The 26980-nt window shown below is 70.3% G+C and carries 30 protein-coding genes; 13 read left to right on the plus strand and 17 right to left on the minus strand.

Annotated features, from left to right (window positions below):
- Positions 1-51 precede the first annotated feature (51 nt).
- From NKI68_RS16480 to NKI68_RS16525, 10 genes are all read left to right on the plus strand, one after another.
- Entirely contained in the window at positions 52-348 is a 297-nt protein-coding gene (locus NKI68_RS16480) for a 50S ribosomal protein L21e (protein WP_254544213.1), read from the plus strand.
- Positions 349-705 (plus strand): RNA polymerase Rpb4 family protein, encoded by a 357-nt coding sequence (locus tag NKI68_RS16485; RefSeq protein WP_254544214.1) that lies wholly within the window; start codon positions 349-351, stop codon positions 703-705. It begins immediately after the preceding gene.
- Between the two features lie 189 nt (positions 706-894).
- Positions 895-1443 carry a DUF655 domain-containing protein gene (locus NKI68_RS16490; RefSeq protein ID WP_254544215.1) on the plus strand — a complete coding sequence of 183 codons (549 nt, stop codon included), beginning with the start codon at positions 895-897 and terminating at the stop codon, positions 1441-1443.
- An 80-nt stretch (positions 1444-1523) separates the two neighbouring features.
- Positions 1524-2954 carry a Fe-S cluster assembly protein SufB gene (gene sufB, locus NKI68_RS16495; RefSeq protein ID WP_254544216.1) on the plus strand — a complete coding sequence of 477 codons (1431 nt, stop codon included), beginning with the start codon at positions 1524-1526 and terminating at the stop codon, positions 2952-2954.
- 71 nt (positions 2955-3025) lie between these two features.
- Positions 3026-3898, plus strand: a complete 873-nt coding sequence (locus NKI68_RS16500) for a 16S ribosomal RNA methyltransferase A (protein WP_254544217.1) — start codon at positions 3026-3028, stop codon at positions 3896-3898.
- Positions 3895-4470: a HemK2/MTQ2 family protein methyltransferase gene (locus NKI68_RS16505; protein WP_254544218.1), complete on the plus strand. Its 576-nt coding sequence runs from the start codon at positions 3895-3897 to the stop codon at positions 4468-4470. The genes NKI68_RS16500 and NKI68_RS16505 overlap by 4 nt, the downstream gene beginning before the upstream one ends.
- Before the next feature lie 102 nt (positions 4471-4572).
- The gene (locus NKI68_RS16510) at positions 4573-5574 is read left to right on the plus strand and encodes a 5-methyltetrahydropteroyltriglutamate--homocysteine methyltransferase (RefSeq protein WP_254544219.1); all 1002 of its coding nucleotides are present in this window, start codon (positions 4573-4575) and stop codon (positions 5572-5574) included.
- Complete coding sequence (locus NKI68_RS16515; protein ID WP_254544220.1) at positions 5571-6695, plus strand: methionine synthase; 1125 nt, start codon at positions 5571-5573, stop codon at positions 6693-6695. Before NKI68_RS16510 ends, NKI68_RS16515 begins: the two co-directional genes overlap by 4 nt.
- Positions 6696-6782: 87 nt before the next feature.
- On the plus strand, positions 6783-7748 hold the full coding sequence (locus NKI68_RS16520) for a ribose 1,5-bisphosphate isomerase (protein WP_254544221.1): 966 nt from the start codon (positions 6783-6785) through the stop codon (positions 7746-7748).
- Between the two features lie 40 nt (positions 7749-7788).
- A complete protein-coding gene (locus NKI68_RS16525; protein ID WP_254544222.1) occupies positions 7789-8667 on the plus strand; it encodes an ATP-dependent ribose-1-phosphate kinase in 879 nt (292 codons plus the stop codon).
- Positions 8668-8748: 81 nt separating this feature from the next.
- Here the strand turns inward: NKI68_RS16525 and rbcL are convergent, their stop codons facing one another.
- The 10 genes from rbcL to NKI68_RS16575 form a co-directional block, all read right to left on the minus strand.
- Positions 8749-9996 carry a type III ribulose-bisphosphate carboxylase gene (rbcL, locus tag NKI68_RS16530; protein ID WP_254544223.1) on the minus strand — a complete coding sequence of 416 codons (1248 nt, stop codon included), beginning with the start codon at positions 9994-9996 and terminating at the stop codon, positions 8749-8751.
- A 122-nt stretch (positions 9997-10118) separates the two neighbouring features.
- Complete coding sequence (locus NKI68_RS16535) at positions 10119-10322, minus strand: TOBE domain-containing protein (RefSeq protein ID WP_254544224.1); 204 nt, start codon at positions 10320-10322, stop codon at positions 10119-10121.
- Positions 10323-10365: 43 nt separating this feature from the next.
- Entirely contained in the window at positions 10366-11196 is an 831-nt protein-coding gene (locus NKI68_RS16540) for a class I SAM-dependent methyltransferase (RefSeq protein ID WP_254544225.1), read from the minus strand.
- A 103-nt stretch (positions 11197-11299) separates the two neighbouring features.
- Entirely contained in the window at positions 11300-11620 is a 321-nt protein-coding gene (locus tag NKI68_RS16545; protein WP_254544226.1) for a 2Fe-2S iron-sulfur cluster-binding protein, read from the minus strand.
- 99 nt (positions 11621-11719) lie between these two features.
- Entirely contained in the window at positions 11720-13117 is a 1398-nt protein-coding gene (locus NKI68_RS16550; RefSeq protein WP_254544227.1) for a selenium-binding family protein, read from the minus strand.
- A gap of 447 nt (positions 13118-13564) precedes the next feature.
- Positions 13565-14026 carry a nucleoside-diphosphate kinase gene (gene ndk / locus NKI68_RS16555; RefSeq protein WP_254544228.1) on the minus strand — a complete coding sequence of 154 codons (462 nt, stop codon included), beginning with the start codon at positions 14024-14026 and terminating at the stop codon, positions 13565-13567.
- Complete coding sequence (locus NKI68_RS16560) at positions 14023-14484, minus strand: 50S ribosomal protein L24e (RefSeq protein WP_254544229.1); 462 nt, start codon at positions 14482-14484, stop codon at positions 14023-14025. The genes ndk and NKI68_RS16560 overlap by 4 nt, the downstream gene beginning before the upstream one ends.
- Positions 14484-14705 carry a 30S ribosomal protein S28e gene (locus tag NKI68_RS16565; RefSeq protein ID WP_254544230.1) on the minus strand — a complete coding sequence of 74 codons (222 nt, stop codon included), beginning with the start codon at positions 14703-14705 and terminating at the stop codon, positions 14484-14486. Before NKI68_RS16565 ends, NKI68_RS16560 begins: the two co-directional genes overlap by 1 nt.
- Positions 14706-15068 carry a 50S ribosomal protein L7Ae gene (rpl7ae, locus tag NKI68_RS16570; protein ID WP_254544231.1) on the minus strand — a complete coding sequence of 121 codons (363 nt, stop codon included), beginning with the start codon at positions 15066-15068 and terminating at the stop codon, positions 14706-14708. It abuts the gene before it with no gap.
- A gap of 225 nt (positions 15069-15293) precedes the next feature.
- Entirely contained in the window at positions 15294-16313 is a 1020-nt protein-coding gene (locus tag NKI68_RS16575) for an NADP-dependent oxidoreductase (protein WP_254544232.1), read from the minus strand.
- Between the two features lie 150 nt (positions 16314-16463).
- Between NKI68_RS16575 and tmcA the strand changes: the two genes are divergently transcribed.
- Both tmcA and NKI68_RS16585 read left to right on the plus strand, forming a co-directional pair.
- Complete coding sequence (gene tmcA / locus NKI68_RS16580; RefSeq protein ID WP_254544233.1) at positions 16464-18794, plus strand: tRNA(Met) cytidine acetyltransferase TmcA; 2331 nt, start codon at positions 16464-16466, stop codon at positions 18792-18794.
- On the plus strand, positions 18791-19273 hold the full coding sequence (locus NKI68_RS16585; RefSeq protein ID WP_254544234.1) for a DUF456 domain-containing protein: 483 nt from the start codon (positions 18791-18793) through the stop codon (positions 19271-19273). The genes tmcA and NKI68_RS16585 overlap by 4 nt, the downstream gene beginning before the upstream one ends.
- On the opposite strand, the gene NKI68_RS16590 is transcribed toward NKI68_RS16585, so the two are convergent.
- Together NKI68_RS16590 and NKI68_RS16595 are read right to left on the minus strand one after the other, a co-directional pair.
- Positions 19226-20584, minus strand: coding sequence for a metallophosphoesterase (locus NKI68_RS16590; protein WP_254544235.1), 1359 nt, complete (start codon positions 20582-20584; stop codon positions 19226-19228). The genes NKI68_RS16585 and NKI68_RS16590 overlap by 48 nt on opposite strands.
- The gene (locus NKI68_RS16595; RefSeq protein WP_254544236.1) at positions 20581-21024 is read right to left on the minus strand and encodes a universal stress protein; all 444 of its coding nucleotides are present in this window, start codon (positions 21022-21024) and stop codon (positions 20581-20583) included. The genes NKI68_RS16590 and NKI68_RS16595 overlap by 4 nt, the downstream gene beginning before the upstream one ends.
- 142 nt (positions 21025-21166) lie before the next feature.
- Here NKI68_RS16595 and NKI68_RS16600 point away from each other — a divergent pair, with 142 nt between their 5' ends.
- Complete coding sequence (locus tag NKI68_RS16600; RefSeq protein ID WP_254544237.1) at positions 21167-21331, plus strand: DUF8014 family protein; 165 nt, start codon at positions 21167-21169, stop codon at positions 21329-21331.
- A 13-nt stretch (positions 21332-21344) separates the two neighbouring features.
- On the opposite strand, the gene NKI68_RS16605 is transcribed toward NKI68_RS16600, so the two are convergent.
- The 5 genes from NKI68_RS16605 to NKI68_RS16625 all read right to left on the minus strand — a co-directional run bounded on the left by NKI68_RS16605 (position 21345) and on the right by NKI68_RS16625 (position 26818).
- On the minus strand, positions 21345-22076 hold the full coding sequence (locus NKI68_RS16605; RefSeq protein WP_254544238.1) for a GNAT family N-acetyltransferase: 732 nt from the start codon (positions 22074-22076) through the stop codon (positions 21345-21347).
- A gap of 132 nt (positions 22077-22208) precedes the next feature.
- Positions 22209-22595 (minus strand): DUF8055 family protein, encoded by a 387-nt coding sequence (locus NKI68_RS16610; RefSeq protein ID WP_254544239.1) that lies wholly within the window; start codon positions 22593-22595, stop codon positions 22209-22211.
- Complete coding sequence (locus NKI68_RS16615; RefSeq protein ID WP_254544240.1) at positions 22592-24259, minus strand: FAD-dependent monooxygenase; 1668 nt, start codon at positions 24257-24259, stop codon at positions 22592-22594. Before NKI68_RS16615 ends, NKI68_RS16610 begins: the two co-directional genes overlap by 4 nt.
- A complete protein-coding gene (locus NKI68_RS16620) occupies positions 24252-25937 on the minus strand; it encodes an electron transfer flavoprotein subunit alpha/FixB family protein (RefSeq protein ID WP_254544241.1) in 1686 nt (561 codons plus the stop codon). Before NKI68_RS16620 ends, NKI68_RS16615 begins: the two co-directional genes overlap by 8 nt.
- 2 nt (positions 25938-25939) lie before the next feature.
- Positions 25940-26818: an electron transfer flavoprotein subunit beta/FixA family protein gene (locus tag NKI68_RS16625; RefSeq protein WP_254544242.1), complete on the minus strand. Its 879-nt coding sequence runs from the start codon at positions 26816-26818 to the stop codon at positions 25940-25942.
- Between the last annotated feature and the right edge of the window lie 162 nt (positions 26819-26980).

The raw sequence follows: 26980 nt of genomic DNA on the forward strand, positions 1-26980 counted from the left end.
GGCGACCGTGGAACGCACCTTTTATAACGCTGACCGGGAAAGGTACGGCAAATGCCGAGTTCCAAGGGCCCTCTTCACGGAACCCGAGAGAAGCTGTCGAACGATCCTCGCGAGCGCGGGACGTCCCCGCCCCAGCGCGCCATCCAGCGATACGAGGTGGGCGAGAAGGTTCACCTGAAGATCGACCCCAGCGTCCCCGAGGGGCGATTCCACCCGCGGTTCAACGGACTCACGGGCGAAGTCGTCGGCGAGCAGGGGCGCGCCTTCAAGGTCGAGATCACCGACGGCGGCAAGCGCAAGACGCTCATCGCTCGCCCCGCGCACCTCCGCCGCCAGCGTAACGAATAGATGACGATCTTCAAGGAGATCCTGGACGAAGAGTACCTCACCGTCTCCGAGGCGAAGGCGTTGCTCGCCGGCATCGAGACCGAGCGCGCCGCGGCCGAGGACCGCGAGATGCGCTACGAACTCGCGCGCGCCATCGAGCACGTCAACCGCTTCGCGGAACTTAGCGCCGAGGACTCCCGCGCGCTCGTCGAGGACCTCACGGGGTTCGAGAAGGTCGACGACGAGACCGCTCACAAGATCGCGGATCTGCTCCCGCGCAACCGCGACGAACTGCGCGCCGTCTTCGCCCAGCAGCGCTACTCGCTCTCGGGCGACGAACTCGACGAGATCCTCAACGCGGTCGCGAAGTACGTCTGAAACGGTTCGCCGCGCGTCACGACTCCTCCTCCCCGGGTCACACTTCGATCCGACGGTGCCGATCGCCCGGACCGCCGCGCTCGATCCCGTCTCCCGCGTCGTCCGGCGGTGTCCGGTCGAGCGTTTCTCCCGAAACGGGGCACCGCGACCTACACACCTGTTAAATACGCGCTTCCCGTCATGGTACCTATGACGGACCCCGACAGCGACGCAGTCGCCGTCGTCCTCGATTACCTGCCGCACGGGCGGGCGGACGACGACCGCCCCCAGTACCAGAAGCCGTCGCTCGCGCTCGCGCTCGGCGTCGCGGACTTTCGGCTCTACGAGTGCGTCCTCGCGGAGGGGGCCGACGTCTCCATCGGCGACCGGATCGCGCTCGACGACGACGACGTCGAGAACGTCCGCGAGATCGACTACGACGAACTCTCCGGCGGGGGCCGCTCCGAACTCGAGTACGCCGTCGAGGCCATCGTCGACGAGGACGAGCGGCGGTTCGTGGACCACTACAACGAGGCCCAGCCGATCACCCTCCGGCTCCACCAGCTGAACCTGCTCCCGGGGATCGGGAAGAAGCTCCGCAACTCCATCCTGGAGGAGCGAAAGCGCAAGCCCTTCGAGAGCTTCGAGGAACTCGACGAGCGGGTGAAGGGGCTGCACGACCCGCGCGGGATCCTCGTCGACCGGATCGTAGAGGAGATCCGCGACGAGGACCTGAAGTACCGTTCGTTCGCCAGGTGACCGCGACCGACTTTCTTTCATCGAACGTGACGGGGATCGTACAGCGCTAGGTCATCCCCGCTCGCGACCTCCTCTCACACATGAGTTCAGAGGAAGAGTACCTGCGGCGAACCGACACCGAGTCGCGGTTCGAGTTCCGGAAGGAACAGCGCGCCGCCTTCCGCGCCGACCGGGGGTTGACCGAGGAGACGGTACGGCTCATCAGCGAGGACAAGGGCGAGCCCGAGTGGATGCTAGAGCGCCGCCTGCGTGCCCTCCGCATGTTCCACGAGATGCCGATGCCGACGGGCTGGCCGGGCCAGCCCGACCTCTCGGAGGTCGACGTCGACGAGATCGTCCCGTACATCCGCCCGGACGTGGAGGTGCGCGGGGGCGTCCGCGACTGGAACGACCTCCCGGAGGACATCAAGGACACCTTCGACAAGCTGGGCATCCCCGAGGCCGAGCGCAACTCGCTGTCCGGCGTGGGCGCGCAGTACGAGTCGGAGATCGTCTACCAGAACATGCGCGCGGAGTGGGAGAGCGAGGGGGTGATCTTCATGGACATGGATCGCGCGGTCCGGGAACACCCGGAGATCGTCGAGGAGTACTTCATGACGAAGTGCGTCCCGCCGAGCGACAACAAGTTCGCCGCCCTCCACGGCGCGATCTGGTCCGGGGGGAGCTTCGTCTACGTCCCCGAAGGGGTGACGGTCCAGATGCCGATTCAGGCGTACTTCCGGATGAACTCGGAGGGGATGGGCCAGTTCGAACACACCCTCATCATCGCCGAACCCGACTCCGAGGTCCACTACATCGAGGGCTGTTCCGCCCCGAAGTACGGCGTCTTCAACCTCCACTCGGGCGCGGTCGAGGTGTTCGTCAAGGAGGGGGCGCACGTCCAGTACTCGACGGTGCAGAACTGGTCGAAGAACACCTACAACCTCAACACCAAGCGCGCCATCGTGGAGGCGAACGGACGCATGGAGTGGATCTCCGGCTCGATGGGCTCGAAGGCGACCATGCTCTACCCGGCGACCATCCTCAAGGGGCCGGGCGCGAGCGACAACCACATCACGATCGCCTTCGCCGGGCGGGGCCAGAACATCGACACGGGCGCGAAGGTCTACCACAACGCCCCCGACACCAAGTCCACGATCGTCTCGAAGTCGATCAGTAAGGACGGCGGGCGCACCAACTACCGCGGGCTGGTCCGCATCCCGCGCGGCGCGGTGAACGCGGCCTGCTCGGTCGAGTGCGACGCGCTCATGTTCGACAACGAGTCCGAATCCGACACGATGCCGCACATCGAGATCAACGAGAGCCGCGTGGACGTGGCCCACGAGGCGACCGTCGGGAAGATCGGCGACGAGGACGTCTTCTACCTCCAGTCGCGCGGACTGGACGACGACGAGGCGAAACAGCTCATCGTCAGCGGCTTCATCGAGCCGATCACGGAGGAGTTGCCGATCGAGTACGCCGTCGAACTCAACCGACTCGTCGAACTGGAGATGGAGGGTAGCCTCGGGTAGTCGGACGATCGGGGCGGCTTCCCCGACCCGGATGACAAACGGTTTACCGCGCTCGTAGCGTATCGCCCCCAATGACTGACCCCGCGAGCGCCCGCACGGGCGCGCGCGACCCCGACGCCCTGATCGCCCGCGCCGGCCTGCGCGGCGACCCGAACCGCGACCAGCACTTCCTCGTCGACGACCGCGTGCTCGACCGCCTGCCGGGCTACCTCCCGGAGGGAACCGACGCGAGTCACCTGCTGGAGATCGGGGCCGGGACGGGCGCGCTCACCGACCGGCTGCTCGCCGCCGCGGATCGCGTGACGGCCGTGGAGCGCGACCCGCGGCTGGCGGCCTTCCTCCGCGAGGAGTTCGCCGACGAGATCGACGCGGGCCGGTTGACCGTGATCGAGGGCGACGCGCTCGACGTGGACCTTCCGGCGGACGCCACCGCCTCCGTCTCGAACCTCCCCTACGGCGTCTCCTCGGAGATCGCGTTCCGGCTCCTGCCGACGGGGATCCCCCTCGTGCTCATGTTCCAGCGGGAGTTCGCAGAGCGGATGGCCGCCGAGCCGGGGACGCCCGAGTACGGCCGCCTGTCGGTGACGGCGGGCCACTACGCCGACGTGGCGGTGGTCGAGCCCGTCCCGAGGGGGGCGTTCGACCCCGCGCCGGCGGTCGAGAGCGCCGTCGTGCGCGCCGTTCCGCGCGATCCCGACTACGACGTCCCGGACGACGAGTTCTTCCTGCGGTTCGTGACGGCGGCCTTCACCCAGCGCCGGAAGACGATGCGCAACGCGATCCGGAACACCGCCCACATCTCGAAGCTGGACGACCCCAGGGCGGTCGTCGCCGCCGCGGACGAGGCGCTGATGGGAAAGCGCGCGGGCGAGGTGACGCCCGCGGAGTTCGCGCACCTCTCCAGGCTCGCCTGGGACGTGGGCGAGCCGGCGGAGCGGGAATGACCGACCTGTACGAGCGGCGCGGCGGGGAGCAGGTCTACCAGCCCGCGGAGGACTCGGACCTCCTCGCGCGGGCGGCCGCGCGGCGACTCGGCGGCGACGAGCGGGTCCTCGACGTGGGGACGGGGTCGGGGTACGTCGCGGCGACGGTCGCGGCGGCGACCGGCGCGCGGGTGATCGGCGCGGACGTCAGCCCCCTCGCGGTCCGCGAGGCGCGCGAGCGCGGCGTTCCGGTCGTCCGCGCGGACCTCCTCGATCCGTTCCGGGACGGCGCGTTCGACGCGGTGCTGTTCAACCCGCCGTACCTCCCGACGGACCCCGCCCACGAGTGGGACGACTGGATGGAGCGCGCGCTGTCGGGCGGGCCGGACGGGCGGCGCGTCGTCGACCCGTTCCTTGCCGACGTGCGGCGCGTCCTCCGCCCAGACGGGCGCGTCTTCCTGCTCGTCAGTTCCCTCACCGACGTCGAGACCGTCCGGGAGACCGGGCGCGAGAACGGCCTCGACGGCGAGGTGATCGCGGAGGAGTCGTTCCCGTTCGAACGGCTCGTGGTGCTCGAACTGCGCGCGGTCTGAGTCGCCGTCGGCGATCGAGCGGACCGTACGCCGGATCTGATTACTACTGCGCATTTGCAGAATAAGTAATTATTATCACCGGGGATGCCGTAGCCGGGAGCGATGACCGAGCGTATCGCGACGACGACGGGGCTGTATCCGCTCCCCGATCACGCGAAGTCGACGCTCTCGGACCTCAAGGGTCACCAGAAGGACGACCTGATATCGGGGGACGAGGGCGACGACATCGTCGAGGAGTACGACCGAATTCGAGCCGAGGTAGTAGAGCGCCAGCGGGCGGCGGGCTTAGACCGCATCGTGGAGGGGCAACTGCGCTGGGACGACATGCTCGCCCACCCGCTGTGCGTCCACGAGAACGTGGAGACGCGGGGCATCGTGCGCTACTACGACAACAACAACTTCTACCGCGAGCCGGTGGTGCGCGGCGACCTCTCGTTCAGCGGCGACGTCGCGGCCGACCTCGAGAAGACCGCCGAGCTGGCGGGCGACGAGGCGCTCCAGGCGGTCCTCCCCGGCCCGTACTCGCTCGCGGACCTCGCCACGGACGAGCACTACGGCGACGAGGCGGAGTTCCTCGACGCCGTGGCCGACTTCCTCGCTGGCGAGGTAGAGGCGTTCCCCGAGGTCGAGACGCTCCTCCTCCTCGAACCGTCGCTCGTCGAGCACGCGCCCGGTGACGGGGCGGACGCCCGCGCGAGCGAGGCCGTAGACCGCGTCGCGGGCGCGACCGACGCGGACGTGATCGTCCACGCGTTCTACGGCGCGCTCACGGAGAAGGTCCACGCGCACCTGCTCGACGCCGACGTCGACGCCGTGGGCTACGACTTCGTGAGCGACCACGACCGGAACCTCTACAACATCAACGAGTACGGCACCACGGACGACGTCGCCCTCGGGTTCGTCGACGGGCAGAACACGAAGGTGGAGTCGCCCGACCTCATCCGCGAGCGCGTCGAGTGGGTCGAGGAGAACACCCCCGGGGCGTCGTTCGAGCGGACCTACCTGCTGCCGAACACCGAGACGTTCTACCTGCCGGTGAACCGCTTCGAGGAGAAACTGGACGCCCTCGGCGCGGCCGTCGCCGAGGAGGAGGTGACCGCATGAGTACGAACACGCGAGAGCAGTTCCGACCGCCGAACCACCCCCACGAGCACTTCATCCTGACGACGGTCGTCGGGAGCTACCCCAAGCCCAAGTGGCTGAACCGCGCCCGCGACCTCTACCACGGCGACCTCGACGTGACCGCCGCCGACCGCGCGAGCGACGAGCCCCGCGGGGGCTTCGACGTCGACGTGGACTTCGACGAGCGCAACTGGCAGGAGGCGAAGGACGACGCCTCGCGGCTCATCACGCTCGAACACGAGCGCGCGGGGCTCGACGCGGTCGTCGACGGCGAGATGCGGCGCAACGAGATGGTCGAGTACTTCGCCCACCGCATCGCCGGCTACGAGTTCAACGGTCCCGTCAAGGTGTGGGGGCACAACTACTTCGACAAGCCGAGCGTCGTCGACGCGGTCGAGTACGACGAGACCTGGCTCGTAGACGAGTTCGAGTTCACGAACGAGGTCGCCTCGCGGCCGGTGAAGGTGCCCATCACCGGCCCGTACACGCTCGCCAACTGGTCGTTCAACGAGCACTACGACGACGGGGAGGCCCTCGCCTACGCGCTCGCGGAACTCGTCAACCTCGAGGTCGAGAAGCTGGTCGAGGCGGGCGCGCGGTACGTCCAGATCGACGAACCCGCCCTCGCGACGACGCCCGACGACCACGCCATCGTGGGTGAGTGTCTGGAACTCATCGCCGACGGCATCCCCGACGACGTGCGCCTCGGCCTGCACGTCTGTTACGGCGACTACTCGCGCATCTACCCCGAGATCCTCGACTACCCCATCCACGAGTTCGACGTCGAACTGTGCAATGGCGACTACGAGCAGATCGACGTGTTCACCGAACACGAGTTCACGAAGGACCTCGCGCTGGGCGTCGTGGACGCCCACGTCGCGGAGGTCGAACCCGTCTCGGAGATCAAGGAGAACGTGAAGCGCGGCTTCGAGGTCGTTCCCCCCGAGCGCCTCACCGTCTCGCCGGACTGCGGGCTGAAGCTCCTGCCCCGCGAGGTCGCCTACGGCAAGATGGAGAACATGGTGACGGCCACCCGCGAGGTCGAGGCGGAACTCGACGCGGGCCAGATCGAGGTCGGCGCGCCGGCCCGCGCGGACGACTAGCTCGCGCGTCGGTTACTCGTCTCTCCTCCCGGATCACCACCGCCGACCGCCCGCTCGTTTTTACCCCGCGCTCGCCAAACGCGTACCATGGACTCCCAGGACCTCCACCCGGCCGTCGAGGCGGCCGCCGAGGACATCGCCTCGATGGAGATCCGCGGGGCGGCGGCCATCGCCGCGACCGCGGCGGCGGCGCTGCGCGAGCAGGCCGAGGCGAGCGACGCCGAGACGCCGGAGGCCTTCCGCGCGCAGCTGCTCGGCGCGGCGCGACGCCTCCACGAGACGCGGCCCACCGCGGTGAGCCTCCCCAACGCCATCCGGTACGTCGTGCGTCGGATGGAGGGGGACACCGTCCCCGCGCTCCGCGAGAGCGTCGTCGAGAGCACGACGGCGTTCGAAGCGCGCCTCGAACGCGCCCAGTCGGAACTCGGCCGCGTCGGGGCGAACCGCCTCCAGGACGGCGACACGATCATGACGCACTGTCACTCGACGGACGCGCTCGCGTGCGTCGAGGCCGCCGTCGAGCAGGGGAAGGAGCTGTCGGCGTTCGTGAAGGAGACGCGTCCGCGCCAGCAGGGACACATCACGGCCCGCGCGCTCGCCGAACTGGGCGTCTCCGTCACGCTCATCGTCGACAACGCCGCCCGCCGCTACCTCGACGACGCCGACCACGTCCTCGTCGGCGCGGACTCCATCGCCGCGGACGGGAGCGTCATCAACAAGATCGGCACGAGCGGCCTGGCGGTGAACGCCCGCGAGCGGGGCGTCCCCGTCGTGGTCGCCGCCCAGACGATCAAGCTCCACCCGGAGACGCTGACCGGCCACACGGTCGAGATCGAGACCCGCGACGAGCGGGAGGTGGTCGACGACGAGACGCGCGCCGGGATCGGCGACGTGGCGGTCGCGAACCCCGCGTTCGACGTGACGCCCCCGCGGTACGTCGACGCGATCGTCACCGAGAGCGGCCAGTTCCCGCCGGAGAGCGTCGTGACGCTCATGCGGGAACTGTTCGGCGAGGAGCACCGCGACCCGTGGTTGAACGCGGGCGAACTGTAACCGGGAGAGGGTTTTTGTCGCTGGACGTCGCATGCTGGGCATGCGTCGCGTTCTCTGCGCAGGTCACGTGAACTGGGACGTGACACTCCGCGTCGACGCCCTCCCCGAGCGCGACGGCGAGGCGCGCATCGAACAGCGCCGGCAGGCGGGCGGCGGGAGCGCCGCCAACGTCGCCTGCGCGCTCGCCGGACTCGGGATCGACGCGGCGCTCTTCGGGAGCGTCGGCGACGACGATCCGGGCCGTCTCGCCCGGCAGGAACTCGAGTCCGCCGGGGTGGACTGCCGGCACCTCGTGGAGACGGACGGATCCACCGCGGTCAAGTACCTCGTCGTCGACGGCGACGGCGAGGTGATGGTCCTCGGCAGCGACGGCGCGAACGAGGCGTTCGCGCCCGACGACCTCGCCCCGGGCGCGGTACGCGGGGTCGACCACCTCCACCTGACGGGTCAGCGCCCCGAGACCGCCGCCCGCCTCGCCGACAGGGCCCGCGAAGCGGACGCCACGGTCAGCTTCGACCCCGGGCGTCGATTCCGCGTGCGCGACTACTCGGCGACGCTCGAACGGGCCGACGTCGTCTTCCTGAACGAGCGCGAGGCGGACGCGCTCTCGCACGACGCGGGCGGCCGGCTCGACGCGACGGTCGTCGTCACGCACGGTGCCGGCGGCGCGCGGGTCCGGACGGCCGACGACCGCTATCGTCACTCGGGGTACGACGTCACCCCTGTCGACACGACGGGGGCCGGCGACGCCTTCGCCGCCGGGTTCCTCGCGGCGTGCGACGGCGGTCTCCCCGAGGACGGGCGGGGATACGAGCGGGCGCTGGCGGCGGCGAACGCCTGCGGCGCGCTCGCCTCGACGGTCACGGGCGCGCGCACCGACCTCTCGGCGGACGACGTCCGGACGCTCGTGGCGGGCTGACCCCGACGCGTGTCGCCCAGCGACCGTCGGCTCGACGGCTCCGACGGTCGCGAGCAGTCGCCGTGATCCGCCCCGGGACGCCTACCGCGGCGTCTCGGTCCCCCACTTCTCGATCGCGACGGCGAGTTCGGGGTGATCCTCCGCGTACTCCTCCAGCGGGGTCCCCTCGACGGTGGCGTCGATGGACTGCCGGAGGGCCTTCGCGCCCGCGGCCGTGCCGTCGGGGTGGCCGTGGACGCCGCCGCCGGCCTGGACGCAGATGTTCGTGCCGCAGCGCTCGACGAGTTCGGGGACGAGTCCGGGGTGGAGGCCGCCGGAGGCCGTCGGGAGCACGTCGTTCAGGCCGTAGAGGTCGCCGTAGAGCCACTCGTTGATCCCGACGGTGTCCTCGTTCTCCAGTTTGCCCAGGTCGGCGGTGCCGGTGTGGAGCTGATCCGCCCCGCAGAGGCGGGCGATCTGCGCGAGCACGCGCATCGAGACCCCGTGGCTGGGGACGCGGTCGAACGCGGCGTGCATCGCGCGGTGGGCGTGGATGGCGAGGCCGAGTTCAGCACAGCGCTCGCGGACGGTCTGGACGGCGGCCCAGCCGGTCGTGATCACGTCGACCATGACGTACTCGCCGCCCGCCTCCGCGACCGCGTCGGCGCGCTCGAGCATCGCGTTCGCGTCGGCGGTGACGTTCACGAGGTAGCTCTTTCGCTCGCCGGTCTCCTCCTCGGCGCGGTCGCGGGCGTCGAGGCTCCCCGTGAGCCGGTCGTGGAACGGGTTGAACGACTGGTCGGTGAGGTTCTCGTCGTCCTTCAGGAGGTCGATGCCGCCCACCCACGCGTCGTAGCCCACCTGCGCGTGCTGTTCGGTGGAGAGACCGACCTTCGGCTTCGGGACCGTCGCCGTGATCGGGCGGTCGGGCGCGTCGAAGATCTCCGTGCGGACGCTCGTGCCGAACTGCGGCCCCGGGAAGGAGGTGGCGAGCGGTTCGGGCCACTCGCAGTCGAGCAGGCGGATGCGCTCGACCGCCTTCATCCCCATGATGTTCCCCGCGATGCAGGAGAGTACCTGCGCCATGCTCCCCGGCTCGAACAGTTCCTCCGGGTAGGCGACGCGGATCTCGCTCCCCTCGATCGAGAAGGCCGTGGCGCTGAGGTCGGTGACCGACCCCTCCACCTGCAACTCGGCCCACGTTCCGTTCGAACTCTCGGAGGCGACGCGGCTCGCGGCCGCCTCCATCGACATGTCGGCGGCGGGTTCGACGCGGAACGCGCAGACGAGATCCGAGTCCGCGGGGTCGTACTCCAGGTCGATGAAGTCCTCGTAGGTGATTCCCGGCATGCCCCGTGAGTTCGTCGGGCGGGGTTATAAAGTTCAGAGGGGTGGGGTCGGTCGCGGCGGTGCGGTGGATGCAGCGGGCGCGGCGGGCGCGGCGGGCGCGGCGGGTATTGCGAGCGCGACGGTCAGGTCGCGACCATCACGTCGCTCGCCTTCACGACGGCCGTCACCTCGTCGCCCTCCGCGATGCCGAGGCGCTCGACCGAGCCGCTGGTGATCGTCGCCGTCACCTCGTTCCCGTCGACGTCGACGACGACCTCCGCCATCGGCCCCTGAGTGGTGATCGACCGGACGGTACCTCGCAGGCGGTTTCGGGCGCTGAGTGCCATTGCGAGGTTCGGGTACGCGGGCGGCGGTGAAAAGCGCTCGCGGCTACTCGGGTGACCGTGCCAGAAGCGAGAACGTGAGCGGCGGGTGGTTCGTCCCCTCGGGGAGCCACCACCGCCCCTCGTCGTCCACCTCCATGCCGGGGAACTGCTCGAAGCAGGCGAAAGGGTGCTCGCGGAGGAACTCGACGTCCAGCCCCGAATCGAGCAGCGCGGTGACGATCTCGCCTAGTCCGTGGGCCCACTCGTGGGTCGTGGTGCTGTCGAGCGTCGCCGCCGGGGCGGCGTAGGTGCCGTCCTCCTCGTAGGTGCGCGCGCCGCCCCCGAAGTACGACCAGTCGGGGACGGGCCGTCCCGCCTCCAGTTCGAGGTCCATCAGCACGTGAGCGAACGGATGGATCTCGGCGACGTAGAACGTCCCCCCCGGCGCGAGGAAGCCCGCGACGACCTCGGCCCACCGCTCGACGTCGGGTAGCCAGTTGAGCACGCCGTAGGAGGTGAACACCACGTCGAACGCGCCCGCCTCGTCGAGCGTCGCCGGGAGGTCGTAGACGTCGCACTCGACGAACCGCGCCCGGTCGTCGAGTCCCGTTGCCGCCGCCAGGTCGCGGGCCGTCCCGATCGCCGTCCCGGAGAAGTCGACGCCCGTCACGACCGCCCCCTCGCGCGCCCACGAGAGCGTGTCCAGCCCGAAGTGACACTGCAGGTGGAGTATGCGTGTCCCCTCGCCCACGACGTCGCCCAGCTCCTCGCGTTCGAGCGGGAGGAGCGTGCTCTCACCGGCCAGGAAGGACTCGACGTCGTAGAAGTCCGTGCCCGGGTGGAGCGCCGCGAGTTCCTCCCAGTGGGCGCGGTTGTCCGCGAGGAAGTCGTCCATGCGGGAGGGTCCGTCGCACCCGACAAGTCCCTTTTGGAGGCGTGCGGGGGCGCGTCGGGGCGTCCGTGTCAGGACATCTACCGGCGTTCGCGCCCCGAGGAAGTCACCTCCAGGGGTTCGAGACGAGTTCGCCGTGGACGTCGCTGCCGACGCGGAGCCGACAGTCGCTCCGCGGTTCCGCGACGCACGCGAGGACGTAGCCGTCCTCCCGGTGGCGCGGCTTCAGCGCGCGCGGCTCCCGGCGGTGCTCGATCCGCCCGTCGAGCAGCCGCGCGGTGCAGGTGGCGCACGCGCCGGTGAGACAGCCGAAGGGGAGGGCGACGCCCGCGCGCTCGGCCGCCTCGATCACGGTCTCGTCGGGTTCGCTCTTGATGCTCTCGGTCCGTCCGTCGTTCCATTCGAGCGTGATACGGTAGGTTTCCATGGCCTCGTGGGTGCGCGCGGTCCGTTACTACGTCCCGGCGGACTGGAAGCCCTCGTCCCCCAGTTCGAGTCCGAATTGCACGATGATATTAATCCCTCGTCACAGCCAGACGTCGCTCGTGCAGTCGCCGTCGGGCCAGCGGATCTCGTGGGCGCGGGCGGGGCCGGCCGGCATGTCGCCGAAGTCCACCAGGAAGTCCCGGTCGAGTTCCATCGTCCCCTTTCGCGGGTTCACGTCCGCCTTCAGCATCACCGACCCCTCCTCGCCCTCCTCGGGGTAGAACTGCTCGTCCCACGTGGAGTAGAGCGACGTGGTCCAGTAGAGGCGCTCGCCGTCGAGGCTCAGCTGGAGCATCTGCGGGCCGCCGTGGACGGCGCGCTCGCCCTCGATGGGGTGGCGCGGGCCGAAGTGCCCGCCGGCCCAGATCCGATCGGCGAGCCGCGGGTTCGCCGGGTCCGAGACGTCGTACATGCGGACGTCGCCGTGGAGCCAGTTCGAGAAGAACAGGTAGCGATCGTCCATCGACACCAGCAGGTCGGTCACGAGGCCGGGGACGGGCATGTCCCAGCCGTCGTGCTCGCGGGGTTCGACGTCGATGACCTTGTCGGCGCGCCACTCACCGCCGTCCTCGCGGTGAAAGTGAAACACGTTCGAGGAGAGCGCCGCGCCGACGAACCCGTGGGTCGAGACCGGCGAGTGGAGGAATCGCACCTCGAGCGGGATCATCCCCTCCTCGCCGAGGTCGATGGTCTGCTCGACCGTCCGGTTCTCCCAGTCCCAGACGTGGAGCTTCCGGCCGTACTTGCCCGCCTCCACGTCCTCCAGGTCGAACCCGGGGTAGTAGGTCTTCGGCGCGGCCCACTCCGTGGAGATCATGACGTTGTGCCGGGGCTGGTACCAGTAGTCGTAGTTCATCTCGATCTCGCCCGGGGCGTCCCAGCGCCCCTCGACCTCGAAGTCGTCGTTGAGTTCGAGGAAGCCGCCCGGCAACTCGCCGTCCCTGTCGCCGAGCATGCTGATGAGGATCTTCCCGTCGGGGATGCAGTGGACGGTGTGGGGCGCGCTCAGGTCGTGCTCGAACACCTCCTCGGGCTCGATCACCTTCACGAGTTCGGGGTTCCGCCGGTCCTTCGTGTCGACGACGTGGAGGCGCGAGGAGCGCTGGCCCGGGACGATCAGGTGCTGGCGTTCGAGCCCCTCGACGTGGCACGAGGAGGAACAGGCGTTCCAGCCGAAGTGGTGGAGTTCGTCGCCCCTGTTGGGCATCTCGACGCGGTCGATCACCTCGCCGTAGGTAGAGGAGTCAGGATCCACGTCCACGACGCCGAGGAAGTCCGGCGCGTCCACGTCCGTGCCGACGTAGAGCCCGATGACGTAGGCGACCTCCTCCGGCTCGGACTCCTCGATGGCCGCCTGCGGGGTGACGTAGCCCGGTCCCTCGTGGTGGTGATGGTGGTGCTCGTGGGCGTCGGTTGCAGGGTTGTCAGCATCGCTCATGGTCGGTCGAGGTTTGGCGCACGAGGGGGTGAGGGGTGTGCTTTCGGCACGGATTGCCGGTACGTGGGGCGCTACGTCGCACAGCGGATCGCCCGAAACCGCGCGCTGCTCTCGTCCCACGGCGGAGGTCCGGCCGTCGACCCACTGCCTCCCGATTCGGAGGAGGTGTCGGGTACCGTCGGTCGTGGCAAAGGTTTCCCCATTGCAGCGAACCCCGGGTGCGTAGCCCGTGAGGGCTTTCGAGGTGTCCTCGCCTTCGGTGTTGAGAGAATGGGGAACGGAAAGCCCTCGCGCTCTAAACTCCGGCGGCTCGCTGCGCGCCTCGCCTCACTCCGTTTGGCTCGGGCGCTTACACCGCCGAGGTTCGTTTAGAGCGCTCGCCCTTTCAGTCCGCCAGGACGCAGTCACTTGCGACCGGCGATAGGACGGAGACGAATTCCTCTTACGCTACTCGTACAGCCAGGTCTCGTCGCTTCGCTCGTAGTCGACGAGTTCGTCCTCGTCGAAGAAGAGGTCGATCTCGCGCTCGTTGGACCCCTCTTCGGTGTCCGAACCGTGGATGACGTTCCGACCGAGGTCGAGTCCGAAGTCGCCGCGGACGGTGCCCGGTGCGGACTCGGCGGGGTCGGTCTCGCCCATCATCGTCCGGACCTGCGCGACCGCGTCCTTGCCCTCCCAGACCATCGCCATGACGGGCCCGGAGGTGATGAAGGAGACGAGGTCGTCGAAAAAGGGCTTGTCCTCGTGCTCGCCGTAGTGGCGCTCGGCGAGGTCGCGGTCGATCCGCACGAACTTCGCGCCGACGAGCTTCAGCCCGCGGTCCTCGAATCGGGAGACGATCTCGCCGATCAGCCCGCGCTGGACGCCGTCGGGCTTGACCATCACGAAGGTGCGTTCGGTCTCCGTCATTCCTCGACGTCCTCCCGCGCCTCTGCGGGCGACTCGGTCTCGACGTCCGCCGTCTCGACGTCGGCGTCCGCCATCTCGTCGGCCGTCTCGGCCTCCTCCTCGCTGACGGCGTCCTCTGCGTCCTCGGCCACTTCGAGGTCGGGCGCCCGGTCGACCTCCTCGGCGGTGTCCCGTGACATCCGATCTGTCGTCTCCGCCTCGGGTTCGGGGGCGACCTCGTCCTCGTCGACCTCCTCGACCTCGTCCTGGGAGCCGACGGTCTGCTGCTGGCGGGCGGCGTGTTCGCGCTGTCCCGCGGCGGTCCACTCCAGGTCGCGGGCCTCGCGACCCATGAAGTAGTTCTTCTCGGCCTTCGAGTCCTTGAAGTGCAGCACGGTCCCGTCGTTACGGACGTACATGATGCCCGTTCCGGGCTCGATCTCCTCGCCGCTGAAATCGCAGGTACGCGTCCGGGGCATCACTGACCTCCGATGGAGTCGGCCTCGCGGGCGGTCTCGCGCAGCTGGAGGACGTCGCCCACGCGGACCGGCCCGAGCACGTTTCGCGCGATGATGCGGCCCTGGTTCTCGCCGGATCGGATGCGACACTTGACCTGCATGGCCTCGCCGTGCATGCCGGTCTTGCCGACGATCTCGATGACCTCGGCGGCGGTCGCACCGTCGTTACCCTCTGCGCTCATCTACCTGAGCTCCGAGAGCTTGCCGGCGATGTCGTCCACGTCGCCGCTGGCCTCGCCGGCGTCGACGATGGCCGCGGCCGCGCTGCCGACCTCCAGCCCGGCGGCGTGGCCGATCTCGTCCTGCGTCTCGACGAACAGGAACGGGATCTCCTTCTCGTCGCACAGCTCGGGGAGGTGCATGACGACCTCCTCGGGCTGGACGTCCTCGGCGATGTAGACGAGCGCCGCGTTGCCTCGCTCGACGGCCTTGGTCGTCTCGTTGGTACCTTTCTTTACCGAACCGGTGTCCCGGGCGACCTCGAGCGCCTCGACGGCGTCGTCTTCGAGGTCCGCGGGAACGTCGAAATCAACGTATACTGGCATGATGGATCACGTCCCGCGCGTGGGCTCGCGCTCCCTCGCCTCGTGCGAGGCGGACGGCGTAGCGTCGTCCGATCGCCCTCGCACATACCGACGCGCGTCGGCCTGGGTCCCTGACTGGGAGCATCATCAACCCCACGCGGGCTGTACACCGGAATACTGCCGCCCCACATTTAAGCGCTTCCGAACGCGTTCGACCCGTGGGACAGTGGCACAAGCGCTCTCGCCTCAGTTTTCGGGAGCCGTCACCCGAACCACTTGCTTGCCGATATTCACGCCGTCGAACAAACCCAGGAAGGCGTCGGGCGCGTTCTCTAGACCGTCGGTGACCGTCTCGCGGTACCGCACGACGTCGTCGGCCACCCAGCGCGCGAGGCGCTCGTTCGCCTCCTCGTATCGCTCGACGTAGTCCCGCACCAGTACGCCTTCGACGCGGGCGCGCTTGGTGATGAGTTCCCCGAGCTTCCGCGGTCCCGTCGGTCGCTCCTCGGCGTTGTAGAGGGAGATCTGTCCGCAGACGACGACCCGCGCCCTGACCGCGAGGTTGGCGAACGCGGCGTCCGTGATCGGCCCGCCGACGTTGTCGTAGTAGACGTCGATGCCGTCCGGGCACGCCTCGGCCAGCGCGCCGCGCACGTCCTCCGTCTCGCGGTAGTCGATCGCCTCGTCGAACCCCAGTTCGTCGGTCAGCCAGCGAACCTTCTCCTCGGCACCGGCGATCCCGACGACGCGACAGCCGGCGTGCCTCGCGATCTGGCCGACGACGGAGCCGACGGCACCGGCGGCCCCCGAGACGACGACCGTGTCGCCCGGCTTCGGCTCCCCCACGTCGAGGAGGCCGAAGTAGGCCGTCCGCCCCGGCATCCCGAGCACGCCGAGCGCGGTCGAGATCGGCGCACGGTCGGGATCGACGGGAACGAGCGCGTCCTCGTCCGCCACGGCGTAGTCCGCCCACCTGAGGTTCCCGTTCACCACGTCCCCCTCCTCCCAGTGCGGGCTGTTCGACTCGACGACCTCGCCGACGACGCCCGCGTGCATCGCCTCGCCGACGTCCCACGGCTCGGCGTAGGACTCCGCGTCGCGCATCCGACCGCGCATGTACGGATCGACCGACATGTACCGCGTTCGGACCAGCACCTCCCGCGGACCGGGCTCCGGAACCTCGCGCTCGACCAGCTCGAAACAGTCCTCCGTCGGTCGCCCGTCGGGGCGCTCCGCCAACAGCCACTGCCGATTCGTCTCCGACATGTCCCGCGAGAGGGACGGGGGGACCGTCACGTTGTCGACGGCGGGGGATACCGCCGCCGTTCGCGTCGGGGAGCGGCGTCGACGGAGAGCGACGGACTCGGTCTCCGGGCGACCGCAGGACGGATTATCGCCCGCCACGGACGGTCCTCCATGCTCACCTCCCTCGTGCGCTCGCTCCGGGCCGAGGCGCGGCGGGCGAACGAGCGCCGCCTGCTCGCGCTCGCGGGCGAGCACGACGCCTGCCTCGACGCCCTCCCCGGCGTCCTCGACGCCGGCGCGATCGAGGACGCGGTCCTGATCGGTCACCGCGACGTTCGGGGGCTGACGCGCCACGAACCGCGGCGGGCCGACGAACTGCTCGGGACGACCCGCGAGTGCGTCGTCGTGGACGCCCACGATGAGTGTCGCCCCAACGCGCTCGGCCGCGCGGCGGGCGCGGTCGACGGCGGCGGGCTGCTCGTCCTGCTCGCGCCGCCGCTCGACGCGTGGCCCGACCGGCGCGACCGCTTCGACGAGTCGCTCGCCGTCCCGCCGGACGCCCTCGACGACGTGGCGGGGAACTTCCGCCGCCGGCTCGTCCGCCTCCTGCGCCAGCACCCCGGCATCGCGATCGCGGACCCGGAGACGGGAGCCGTCGAGCGCGACGGCCTGACCGAGCCGTACCCGGCGCGCGAGCGGGGAACGCCCGACCCGCCGCCGCGCCACGGCTTCCCCGACGCCGCCTACCGCGCCTGCCTGACGGACGACCAGGTCGCGGCCGTCCGGGCGTTCGAGACGCTCCGCGACCCCGACGCGGCGGTCGTCCTCGAAGCAGATCGGGGGCGGGGCAAGTCGAGCGCGGCGGGGCTGGCCGCCGGATCGCTCGCCGCGGTCGGGCGCGACGTGCTCGTCACCGCGCCGACGCGGGGGGGTGCCGTCGAACTCTTCGCCCGCGCCCGGGAACTGCTCGACGCGCTCGGTGTCCTCGCGTCGGCGGATGACGGCGACCTCGCGGCGACGGGCGGCGGGCGCGTCCGCTTCGAGCGCCCCGCCCGCGCGGCGAACCTGCCGGGCGACCCGGACGCGGTGTTCGTCGACGAGGCGGCGGGCCTGTCGGTCGCCCTGCTCTCGTCGTTCCTCGACGGCCCGCCGGTCGGGTTCGCCACGACGGTCCACGGCTACGAGGGCGCGGGGCGGGGGTTCTCCGTGCGCTTCCGCGAGCGCCTCGACGCGAGCGACCGCGACGTGACCGACTGCGTGATGCGCGCGCCGATCCGCTACGCCGCGAGCGACCCCATCGAGCCGTGGCTGTTCCGCGCGCTCCTGCTCGACGCCAACCCGCCGGTCGAACCGCTCGTCGAGGGGGCGACGCCCGAAACGGTCGCCTACGAGCGCCCGACGCCCGGGGACCTGCTCGCCGACGAGCACCGCCTCCGGGAACTGTTCGGCCTGCTCGTGCTCGCGCACTACCGGACGGAGCCGAACGACCTCGCGCGCCTGCTCGACGCGCCGAACCTGACGGCGCGCGTCCTCGCGCACGACGGTCACGTCGTGGCGGTCGCCCTGCTCGCCCGCGAGGGTGGACTCCCGCCCGCGGTGCGCGAGCGGGCCTACCGGATCGGGCGCGTCCGGGGAAACATGCTCCCGGACCTCCTGATGGGCCAACTGCGCGACCCGGCGGCGGGCGCGCCGGTCGGCCGACGGGTGGTCCGGATCGCCGTCCACCCCGCCGTCCGGTCGCGGGGTCTCGGCTCCCACCTGCTGGGTCGCGTCCACGCGGAGTTCGGCGACCGCCTCGACTGGTTCGGCGTCAGCTACGGCGCGACGCCGCGACTGCTGTCGTTCTGGCGGGCGAACGGCTACCGCGTCGTCCACCTCTCGACGACGCGCAACGAGACGAGCGGCGAGCGCTCTGCGGCCATGCTCCGGCCCGCTGGCGCGGAGGGCGCGGGGGGCACGAACGGCGCGGCGGACGCAGAAGACGCAGAAGACGCAGAAGACGCAAGTGACGCGGGTGGCGCGGTGGACGCGGCGGACGCGGCGGACGCGGCCGACGCCCTCCCCGACCGCCACGCGCGCTGGTTCCGCGAGCGGATCGCGGGCGTCCTCTCGGATTCGCTCGCGGATCTCGACCCGGACGTGGTCCGCGCCGCGCTCGCCGCGACCGGCGGTCGGGCGGCGCTCGACCTCGGCGACCGCGAGTGGCACCTCGTCGCGGCGGCCGCCTACGGGCCGGGGCAGTTCGACGTGCACCCCGAGCCGTTCCGCCGCCTCGTCGTGCGCGCGCTCACCGACCCCGACCCCGATCCGCCGCTCGACGCCGACGCGGAGCGCCTGCTCGTCCGGCGCGTCCTCCAGGCGCGCGGTTGGCGGACCGTGGCCGAGGAACTGGGGTTCCAGACGCCGAGCGGCGCGCGACGGGCGGCGGGCCGGGCGTTCCGCGCGCTCTGCGAGCGCTACGGCGGGAGCGCCGTCGCCGAGGAGCGGGGGCGATACGAGTGAGCGAGGCGGTCCTGCTCGCCGCGTTCGCGCTGCTCGTCCTCGGGGTCGTCGGGACGGTCGTCCCCCTCCTCCCCGGCGCGCTCCTCTCGCTCGCGGGGGTGTACCTCTACTGGTGGGGGACGGGCTACGCCGACCCCGGTCCGGCGGTGCTCGCGGCGCTCACGCTCGTCGGCGTCTTCGCGGTCGCCGTGGACTACTTCGGCGGGGCCATCGCCGCGCGATCCGGCGGCGCGTCGTGGTGGACGACCGCCCTCGCGGCGACCGCGGGCGTCCTCCTCCTGCTCGTCTCGGGGCCGCTGGGGCTGCTCGTCGGATGCGCCGGGACCGTCTTCCTGCTGGAGTACGGCCGCCACCGGAACCCCCGCGAGGGCGCGAAGACGGCGCTCTACGCGACCGTCGGCGTGCTGGCGTCGGCGGTCGTCCAGGCGCTGTTAGCCCTCTCGATACTCGCCGCGATGGTCGCCGTGGCGCTGTTCTGAGGCGACGGGCCGCCCCGGGAGCACCGTCCGCTCGGGGATCGGCTCCTCCGCCGGCGCTCGCTTCGCGACGAGCCGCTGGAGCCACGACAGGCGCTCGGTCGGCTCCTTCTCGATGCGCTCGTACTCGACGACGACGTCGCCGTCGGCCTCCGCGATGCGGAAGTAGTTGAGCCGGAACGACGGGCGGTAGACCGACGGGAGCCGGCCGAGCCGCGCCGGGACGCGGATCAGTCGCTTCAGCCACGTGCCGGTGTTGACGACCACCCGGTCGTCCCAGCGGAGCAGCGACGCGCGGTGGGTGTGGCCGTAGACGAACGCCGCCGCGTCGGGGTGCTCGGCGAAGACCCGGCGCGCGGCCGCCAGGAACGGTTCGTCGCCCTGCCCGACCTGGAGGCCGGTCGTCAGCAGGCCGAACCGGCGGACGGTCTTCCGCACGTCGCGGTCGAACAGCAGCAGCGGGACCGAGACGACCGCGAGGACGACGAGGAGGACGGCGTTGACCGCGACGAGGAGTTCGAGGAAGACGCCCGCGACGCCGAGGTCGCGGGCCAGAAGCGACGGCTCGAAGATCCGCGTCGGGAGCACGCCGACCGCCTCCAGGACCGCGCCGACCAGGTAGAGGGCGGTCAGGTTGAACAGGAGGAGCAGCGGCGCGACGACGAACCGGAGGTACGGGCTCATCTCCCGGTAGAAGTAGTTCGAGAGGACCCACCGCGGGATCTCCTCCATCGGGGCGACCGACTGGATGTCCCGGGGCCAGTTGTACCGGCTCCGCCCCGAGAGCCGGCCCGCCTGCGCGACGATCCTCCGCACCACGAAGTAGCCGACGGGGTTCGCGTGGGGGTTACCGAAGTCCGGCATCCGGTTGTTCGGGTCGTGCTGCATGCCGTGCTCGATCCAGATCGTCCGGCCCGCGACCTCGCGCGTGACGTGTACCTCCTGTTCGAGTTCGACGTTGTACTCGCGCAGGCGCTCCACGTACTCGGGGTAACACGCCAGTTCGTAGTCGTGGTTCCCGGGGATGACCGTGATCCGGACGTCCTCGCCGGTCTCGCGCAACTGCTCGAACAGCCACGGGTGGTTCTCGACGAGGCGGTCGAACTTCGCGAGCCCCTCGACCTCCGTGAACTCCCAGAGCCCGAACAGGTCACCCAGAACGATCAGCTCGGCGTCGTCGCGTCCCTCCAGTCCGCGCAGGAACTCGGTGAACTCCTCCTCGAAGTCGCACTGCTGGAGCTGCTCGTCGCCGCCGATGTGGAGGTCGCTCACGAAGTAGTAGTCCGTCGTCCCGTCGTCGCGGCGGTCGGTCACCGGACCAGCGTGACGCGCACCGGCGCGCGGAACGCGACGGCCTCGGTCACGCTCCCGAGCGCGACGTGCGTGTCGAGGTCGCGCCCGTGGCTCCCCATGACGACGTGATCGACGCCGTTGGCAACGGCGTAGTCGACGATCTCGCGCGACGGCCGACCGACGACGCTCGCCGTCTCGATCCCGCTATCGTGGTCCGCCGCGACCTCGCGCGCGGTCTCGAACAGCTCGCGCTCGTACGCGTCGGCGCGCTCGTACCACGCCTCGGAGCCGTGGCGCGGCTCCTCGCGGAGGTCGACGTCCTCGCCGTAGTAGCTGTACCCCGGTTCGGTCGGGTCGATGACGTGCAGGACGGTGACGTCCCCGCGCTCCGCCAGCGCGAGTTCCAGCGCCCGCACCGACAGGGGCGATCCGTCCATCGGCACGAGTATCCGCTCGGTCATGGATCGTCGTACGACGGACCGCCACTAAATGTCTCTGTAGTCACACGTTCCGGCAGGTCGTCGGGGCGTGACCGTTCGGCGGGGGAGTGCGTCACGTCGCTCGGACGGAAGGACTGATACCGGCGCGGGCGTAGTCGACGGTATGGCAGCGTGCGCCGAGGACGGCTGCGAGAACGAGGCGGCGGTCCGGCTCTACGTCCCGTGGGCCGAGGACAGGGACGTCTGTCCGGCCCACGCTCGCGCGCTCGTCCAGCGCGACGGCGTCGTCGCGGAGCCGCTCCCGGGGGCCGAGGAGCGCTGGCGGTGAGCAGAGTTCGAGATCACGGCCAGACGGCCATCATCACCTCGTCTACGTACTCGCCCTCGATCCTGTAGTGCTTCGCGCGGACGGCCTCGGTCTCCCACCCGCGGGAGTCGAGGAACTCGATCGCCGCCTCGTTCGTCGAGGGGACGCTGTTGTAGACCTTCTCGTAGCCGTGCTCCTTCGCCCACTCCAGGCCGCGTTCGAGCAGGTGGCTCCCGATGCCGTGACCGCGGTACTCGTCGAGGACGCCGACGGTGAGTTCCGCCGTGTGGCTGAGCTTCTCGATCTCCGGCGCGTTGAGGTGGACCCAGCCGACGACGTCGTCGTTCACCGTGGCGACGAAGAAGATGCGGGACTCGATGCTGTCGTGCCACAGCAACACGTGCTCGTGGTCGACGATCTCCGCGATGCTCTCGGCCTCGATGTACGTCCGTTCCTCGCTGACCGACCGGATCGCCCCGACGAGGCCCGTGAGGTCCGTCTCGCGGGCCTGTCGGATGACGTACTCGACGCCGTCCTCGGAGAACTCCTCCTCCTCGCCGCCGTCGAGGTTCACCCGGAGGGAACCGTCGAGTCGCTCTATCAGCCCGTCGCGCTTCAGGATCGTGACGTGGTGGCCGAACGCCGTCGGGTCCATGTTGAGCGCCTCGCGGGCCTCGTCGTAGTCTACCACGCCGTGGTGCTCGATGTACTCGAAGACGTCCCGCCGGTCGTTGTGGCCGAACTCGAGTTCGTCAGTGAACCTCATGACCAATGGTATCAACTCGCATTATCTTAACGGTTGTCACCGGGGTACCGGTCGGACGGTCCGCCGATCGGATCGGTCACCACGGGGGCGTTCCAGGGGTCCTCGGGCCGGGACCGGGGACTCCCGCGGATCTCAGCGGTTCCCCTCCCCCCGGGGCGGCACGCGCGTGAGGACGCGCGCCGTGTCGCGAACGTCGTGGGTCTCGACGAGCAGCGTCGCGGCCTCGCGGACGGTGAAGTCGGCGTCGAGCGTCGTCCCGTAGCACGCGGCGTACAGGTCGAGCCAGTCGTTCATCGCGCGCTCGAGCGCCGCGAACTCGTCGGGGTGGAACGCGACCGGCGGCCCGTCGCCCGTCCGGGCCTCCACGTACAGCGCGACGGTGGGGCCGAGCCCCTCCCGGAGGTAGCCCACGGCCCGCCGCTCGTCCGGCGGGTCGGGGGGCGGTTCGAACGCCTCGCGTGCGCGCGCCGCGTGCGCGGCGAGCACGTCGATCCGATCGGCGTACGACGAGTCGGTCATCCCTGCTTGAACTCGACGCCCTTCCCGCCGCGCGGATGCTCCCACTCGGTGTCGGCGACGACGGCGCAGGTGCCGCACTCGACGCAGGGCTGGGTGTCGAGGCTGACGACCCGCTCCTCGCTCCCGTTCGTCTCGATCGTCTCCTCGCGGTAGCAGCCGCCGCCGAAGTCGAGCGCGCTGACCGGACACGCCGTGACGGCCGCGCCGCTCGCCGCCCAGGAGTTGTCGAGAACGCGGATGTGCGGGTTACCCACGTCCGTGTCGTAGGTGAGGTCGCCGATGCGGTCGGCCAGGCTCGGCGGCTCGACCTCGTTCTCGTCGGTGATCTCCTCGCCGAGTTCCTCCGCGATCACGGTCGGCAGCGTCACGTAGGGCGTCCGCGTGTCGGGGACGGTCATCGCCATGAACGGCGAGCTGTACAGGCGTTCGAGCCGCCCCCGCGCGGCGCGCAACCCGAGGCGACCGACCGGCGACCGCAGGACGGTGTCCAGCGTGTCGGTCACCGCGTCGCGCTCGCCGAGCGCGCTCGCCGCCCGGTAGCGCCGCGGCCTGAGCTTGTCCATCAGCCCCGTGTCGTGGAGCTTCTCCTCGTACCGCGCGCCCGCCGTCTCCGGCCGACCGCGGAGCTTGGCCTCGGCGAACGCCTCCGCGGCCAGCGCGCCCGCGGTCACGGCGTGGTTCATGCCCTTGATGATCGGTCCCTGGGCCTGCATCTGCCCGCCGGCGTCGCCGACCAGCACGAGCCGATCGCGGTGCGGTGCCGGGTGCGCGACCTTCTTCGAGTCGGGCACGAGCTTCGCCGAGTACTCCAGTTCGCGGTAGTCGTCACCCAGCCACCGGGCGAGCAGCGGGTGGGTGAGCAGGTTGTCGAGCAGTTCGTGGGGCTCCGCGCGCTCCTCTACGAGGCTGTCGAGGTGGAACACCGTCCCGATCGACAGCGACTCGGCGTTCGTGTAGAGGAACCCGCCGCCGCGCACGTCGTCGAAGAGGCTGCCCGAGAAGAGGTGGGCGACGCCCTCGTCCTCGCGCACGTCGAACCGCTCTGCGATGACCTCCGCGGGCATCTCCGCGACGGCCTTCACGCCCTGGAACCACTCCGAGGGGTCCTCCCAGTCCATCAGGCCGGCGTCGCGCGCGAGTTCGCTGTTCACGCCGTCCGCGGCGACGACGAAGTCGGCCGTGATCGGCTCGATCTCGTCGCAGGTCACGCCGACGACCTTCCCGTCCTCGCGGAGCAGGCCGTTGACCCGCACGTCCGTCAGCAGGCCGCCGCCCGTCTCGCGGGTCCGCTCGTGGACGCGGTCGGCCAGCCACGAGTCCATGGGCCGCCGGAGCACCGCGTCGCACCACTCCGTGTCGTGCTCGTGGAGCGACGTGAGATCGAAGGTCTTGACCTTGCGCCCCGAGACGTTGTGGAGGTAGTACTCCGTGACGGGGCGCTCCGCGGCCGCCTCCCGGAAGTCGGGGAAGATCTCGTCGACGGTGTACGGCGCGGACCGCTCGGCGTAGATGAGCCCGCCTGAGACGTTCTTCGACCCCGCCTCGACGCCGCGCTCCAGCACGAGCGTCTCGACGCCCGCGTCCGCCAGCTTCGCCGCGGCCGCGGCACCGCCCGGACCGGCACCGACCACGACCGCCTCGTAGTGCTCGTAGTCGTCAGTCATCGCGACCACCCCCGTCGGCCGCGGCCGCGACGTCCAGTCGCCCGGACTCGACCGCCTCGGTCAGCCGCGGGAGCACCTCGAACAGGTCGCCCTCGATGAAGTAGTCCGAGAACTCCCGGATGCGGGCGTCCGGGTCGGTGTTGATCGCGACGATCGTCTCCGACTCGTCCATCCCGACCTTGTGCTGGACCGCCCCCGAGATGCCCGCCGCGACGTACAGCTTCGGCGCGACCACCTGGCCGGTCTCGCCGATCTGTCGCTCCTCGCGGGTGTACTGCTCGACGTGCCCGTCGAAGTCGTAGGAGCCGGTGACGATACCGCGCGAGACGCCGACCCCCGCGTCCTCGAACGCGTCCGCGAGGTCGACCGCGAGTTCGATGCCGCGGGTCGGGTCGTCCCCGATCCCTCTCCCCACGGCGACGATGACCTCGTGGCCGGTGAGGTCGACCCCCTCCTCCAGTCGGTCGTGGTCGGTCACCCGGACGCGGAGCCAGTCCTCGTCGAGGGGGAGGTCGTGGGCCACGATCTCGCCCTCGCGCTCGGGGTCCGGCTCCGGTACGTCGAAGCTCCCCGGGATCACCGAGGCACCCTGCGGGTGGAACTCCCGGTTGGGGTTGTCCAGACAGAGGATCGTCGAGTACTCGAACCCGGAGAAGTCGGGGCGCTTCATGTGGAGGACGGCCTCGAACTCCTTCTTCTCGCCCGCCACGCCGGTCTTCGCGGGGTTCGAGATGACGGTGTCCTCGATGTACAGCCCCGAGCAGTCGCTCGCCAGCCCGGAGTCGAGTTCGGCCTGCACCTGCGCCGAGAGGTCGCGCCCGTTGTTCGTCGCCGGGAACAGGACGTAGCGCGGTTCGTCGTAGTCGCGCCACTCCTCCGCCGGGCGGTCCTCGCGCCCGTGGGGGTGGCCCGCCCCCCGCGCCATGTCGCAGAAGATCTCCGCGTACGGCTTGTGCTGGAACCGGGCCAGCCGCTCGTCCTCGTAGTGGACGACCACGTCCGCTCCGAGCGCGACGCACTCCTCGGCGTGCTCGCTCACGCCGTCGCCGATGAGCACCGCGACGACCCGCTCGGACTCGGCGTCGGACCCGTCCGCGAGGTACGTCTCGTTGTAGCCGTCCATCAGCTCCCGCGCCTTCCCGAGCATCTCGCGGGAGACGTCGACGAGCGCGCCCGCCTGCGTCTCGCAGTAGACCCACGTGTCGCGGTAGACGCCGCCTTCGAGCGCCCGGACGTGCCGCTTGTCGGCCGTGGGGTGGTCGAGTTCCGGGTACTTCTCCTCGGGCGTCTGCTCGACGGCCTCCTCGGCCTCCTCGTCCTCCTCGCTTCCCGCGATCGAGTCGATGCGGCGCTGGACGAGTCGCTTCACGCTGTCGCGGTCCTGTCCGTCCTGCTCCTCCTCGAGCAACCCCTCGAGGGTCTCCACGTCGTCGATGGACTGGAGCGCGTTGCCCACGTCGGCGGCGCTCATCTCCGCGAGGTCGAGGTCGCCCGCGTCGGCCTCCTCGTCCCCCTCGTACTTCTCGACGCGGCTCTCGATGAGCGCGACGGCCGCGGGGCGGTTCTGCCCCTCCCGCTCCGCGTCGAGGATGGCCTTCAGTTCGACCACGTCCTCCACGTCCTTGATCGCCGGCCCGAGTTCCTGGATGTCGTACTCGCCGGGGTCGAGGTTCGCCACGGTCAGTCACCCCCGGCTTCCGCGGTACCGCCCGCGCCGGCGGCGAACGGGCGCGCTACGTCGAGTACCTCCCGCATCCCCGCCTCGTCGTCGGGGTCGACCATCGTCGCCTCCCGCTCGGCCGGGGGCTTCGGGATGGGATCGACCGAGGAGACGATCGTGGGCGAGCCATCCAGCCCGATGTAGTCCGGATCGAGGTTCAGGTCCACGTGGTCCCACGTCGTGAGGTACTCCTCGTAGTCCCTCGCGCGCTCCCGCGTCTCGGCCCGGAGGTCCTTGAGCGTGAGCCGCTCGCCCGCCGTCCGATAGGACGGCTCGAACTCGGGGTCGGTGACGACGAACGCCGGGAGCGGCGCTTCGACCGTCTCGATCTCCGCGATGTCGCCCTCGACCAGCCGCTTCGCGCGCACCAGGCGCTCGTCCTCATCGACATCGAGCGCGATCACGTGCGTGATGATCGGAACGTCCAGACACCAGCAGGTCTGCGGCCCGGTGTGACCCGTCTCCCCGTCGGCGGTCTTGAACCCCGCGAACACGAGGTCGGGCATCCCGAGCTTTTCGAGCGCCGTGCCGAGCGTGATCGACGTCGCCCACGTGTCGGAGGCGGCGAGTTCGCGGTCCGACAGCAGGTAGAGGTCGTCGGCGTACACCGACTCCATCCCCTCCTGCAGTACCTCGCCGTATCCGGGCGGTCCCATGCTCATCAGCGTCACGTTCCCCCCGTGGCGTACCTTCGTCTGGAGCGCCGCGCGGAGCGCGTGCTTGTCGTTCGGGTTCATCACCGTCGGCGTCTTCCCACGTTCGAGGTGTCCGTCCTCGTCGAACGACACCTGCCCCTCGCGGAAGTCCGGGACGCCCTTCGTGAGTGCTACTATGTTCATTGATACCGCTCACCTATGTAGTATCACTGCCACCTGTTCTTAATAGTTCCTTAGGCGAATGCGAATCAGTGTCACGGTTTCGCCACCGGCGAGGGGAGGTGGTGGGGCGGTGACCCGCGTCCATCGGCGGTGGAGAACGGGGGAGACGAGCGCGACGGGGCT

Origin of the sequence: Halomarina pelagica (assembly GCF_024228315.1) — an archaeon.
Classification (GTDB): domain Archaea; phylum Halobacteriota; class Halobacteria; order Halobacteriales; family Haloarculaceae; genus Halomarina; species Halomarina pelagica.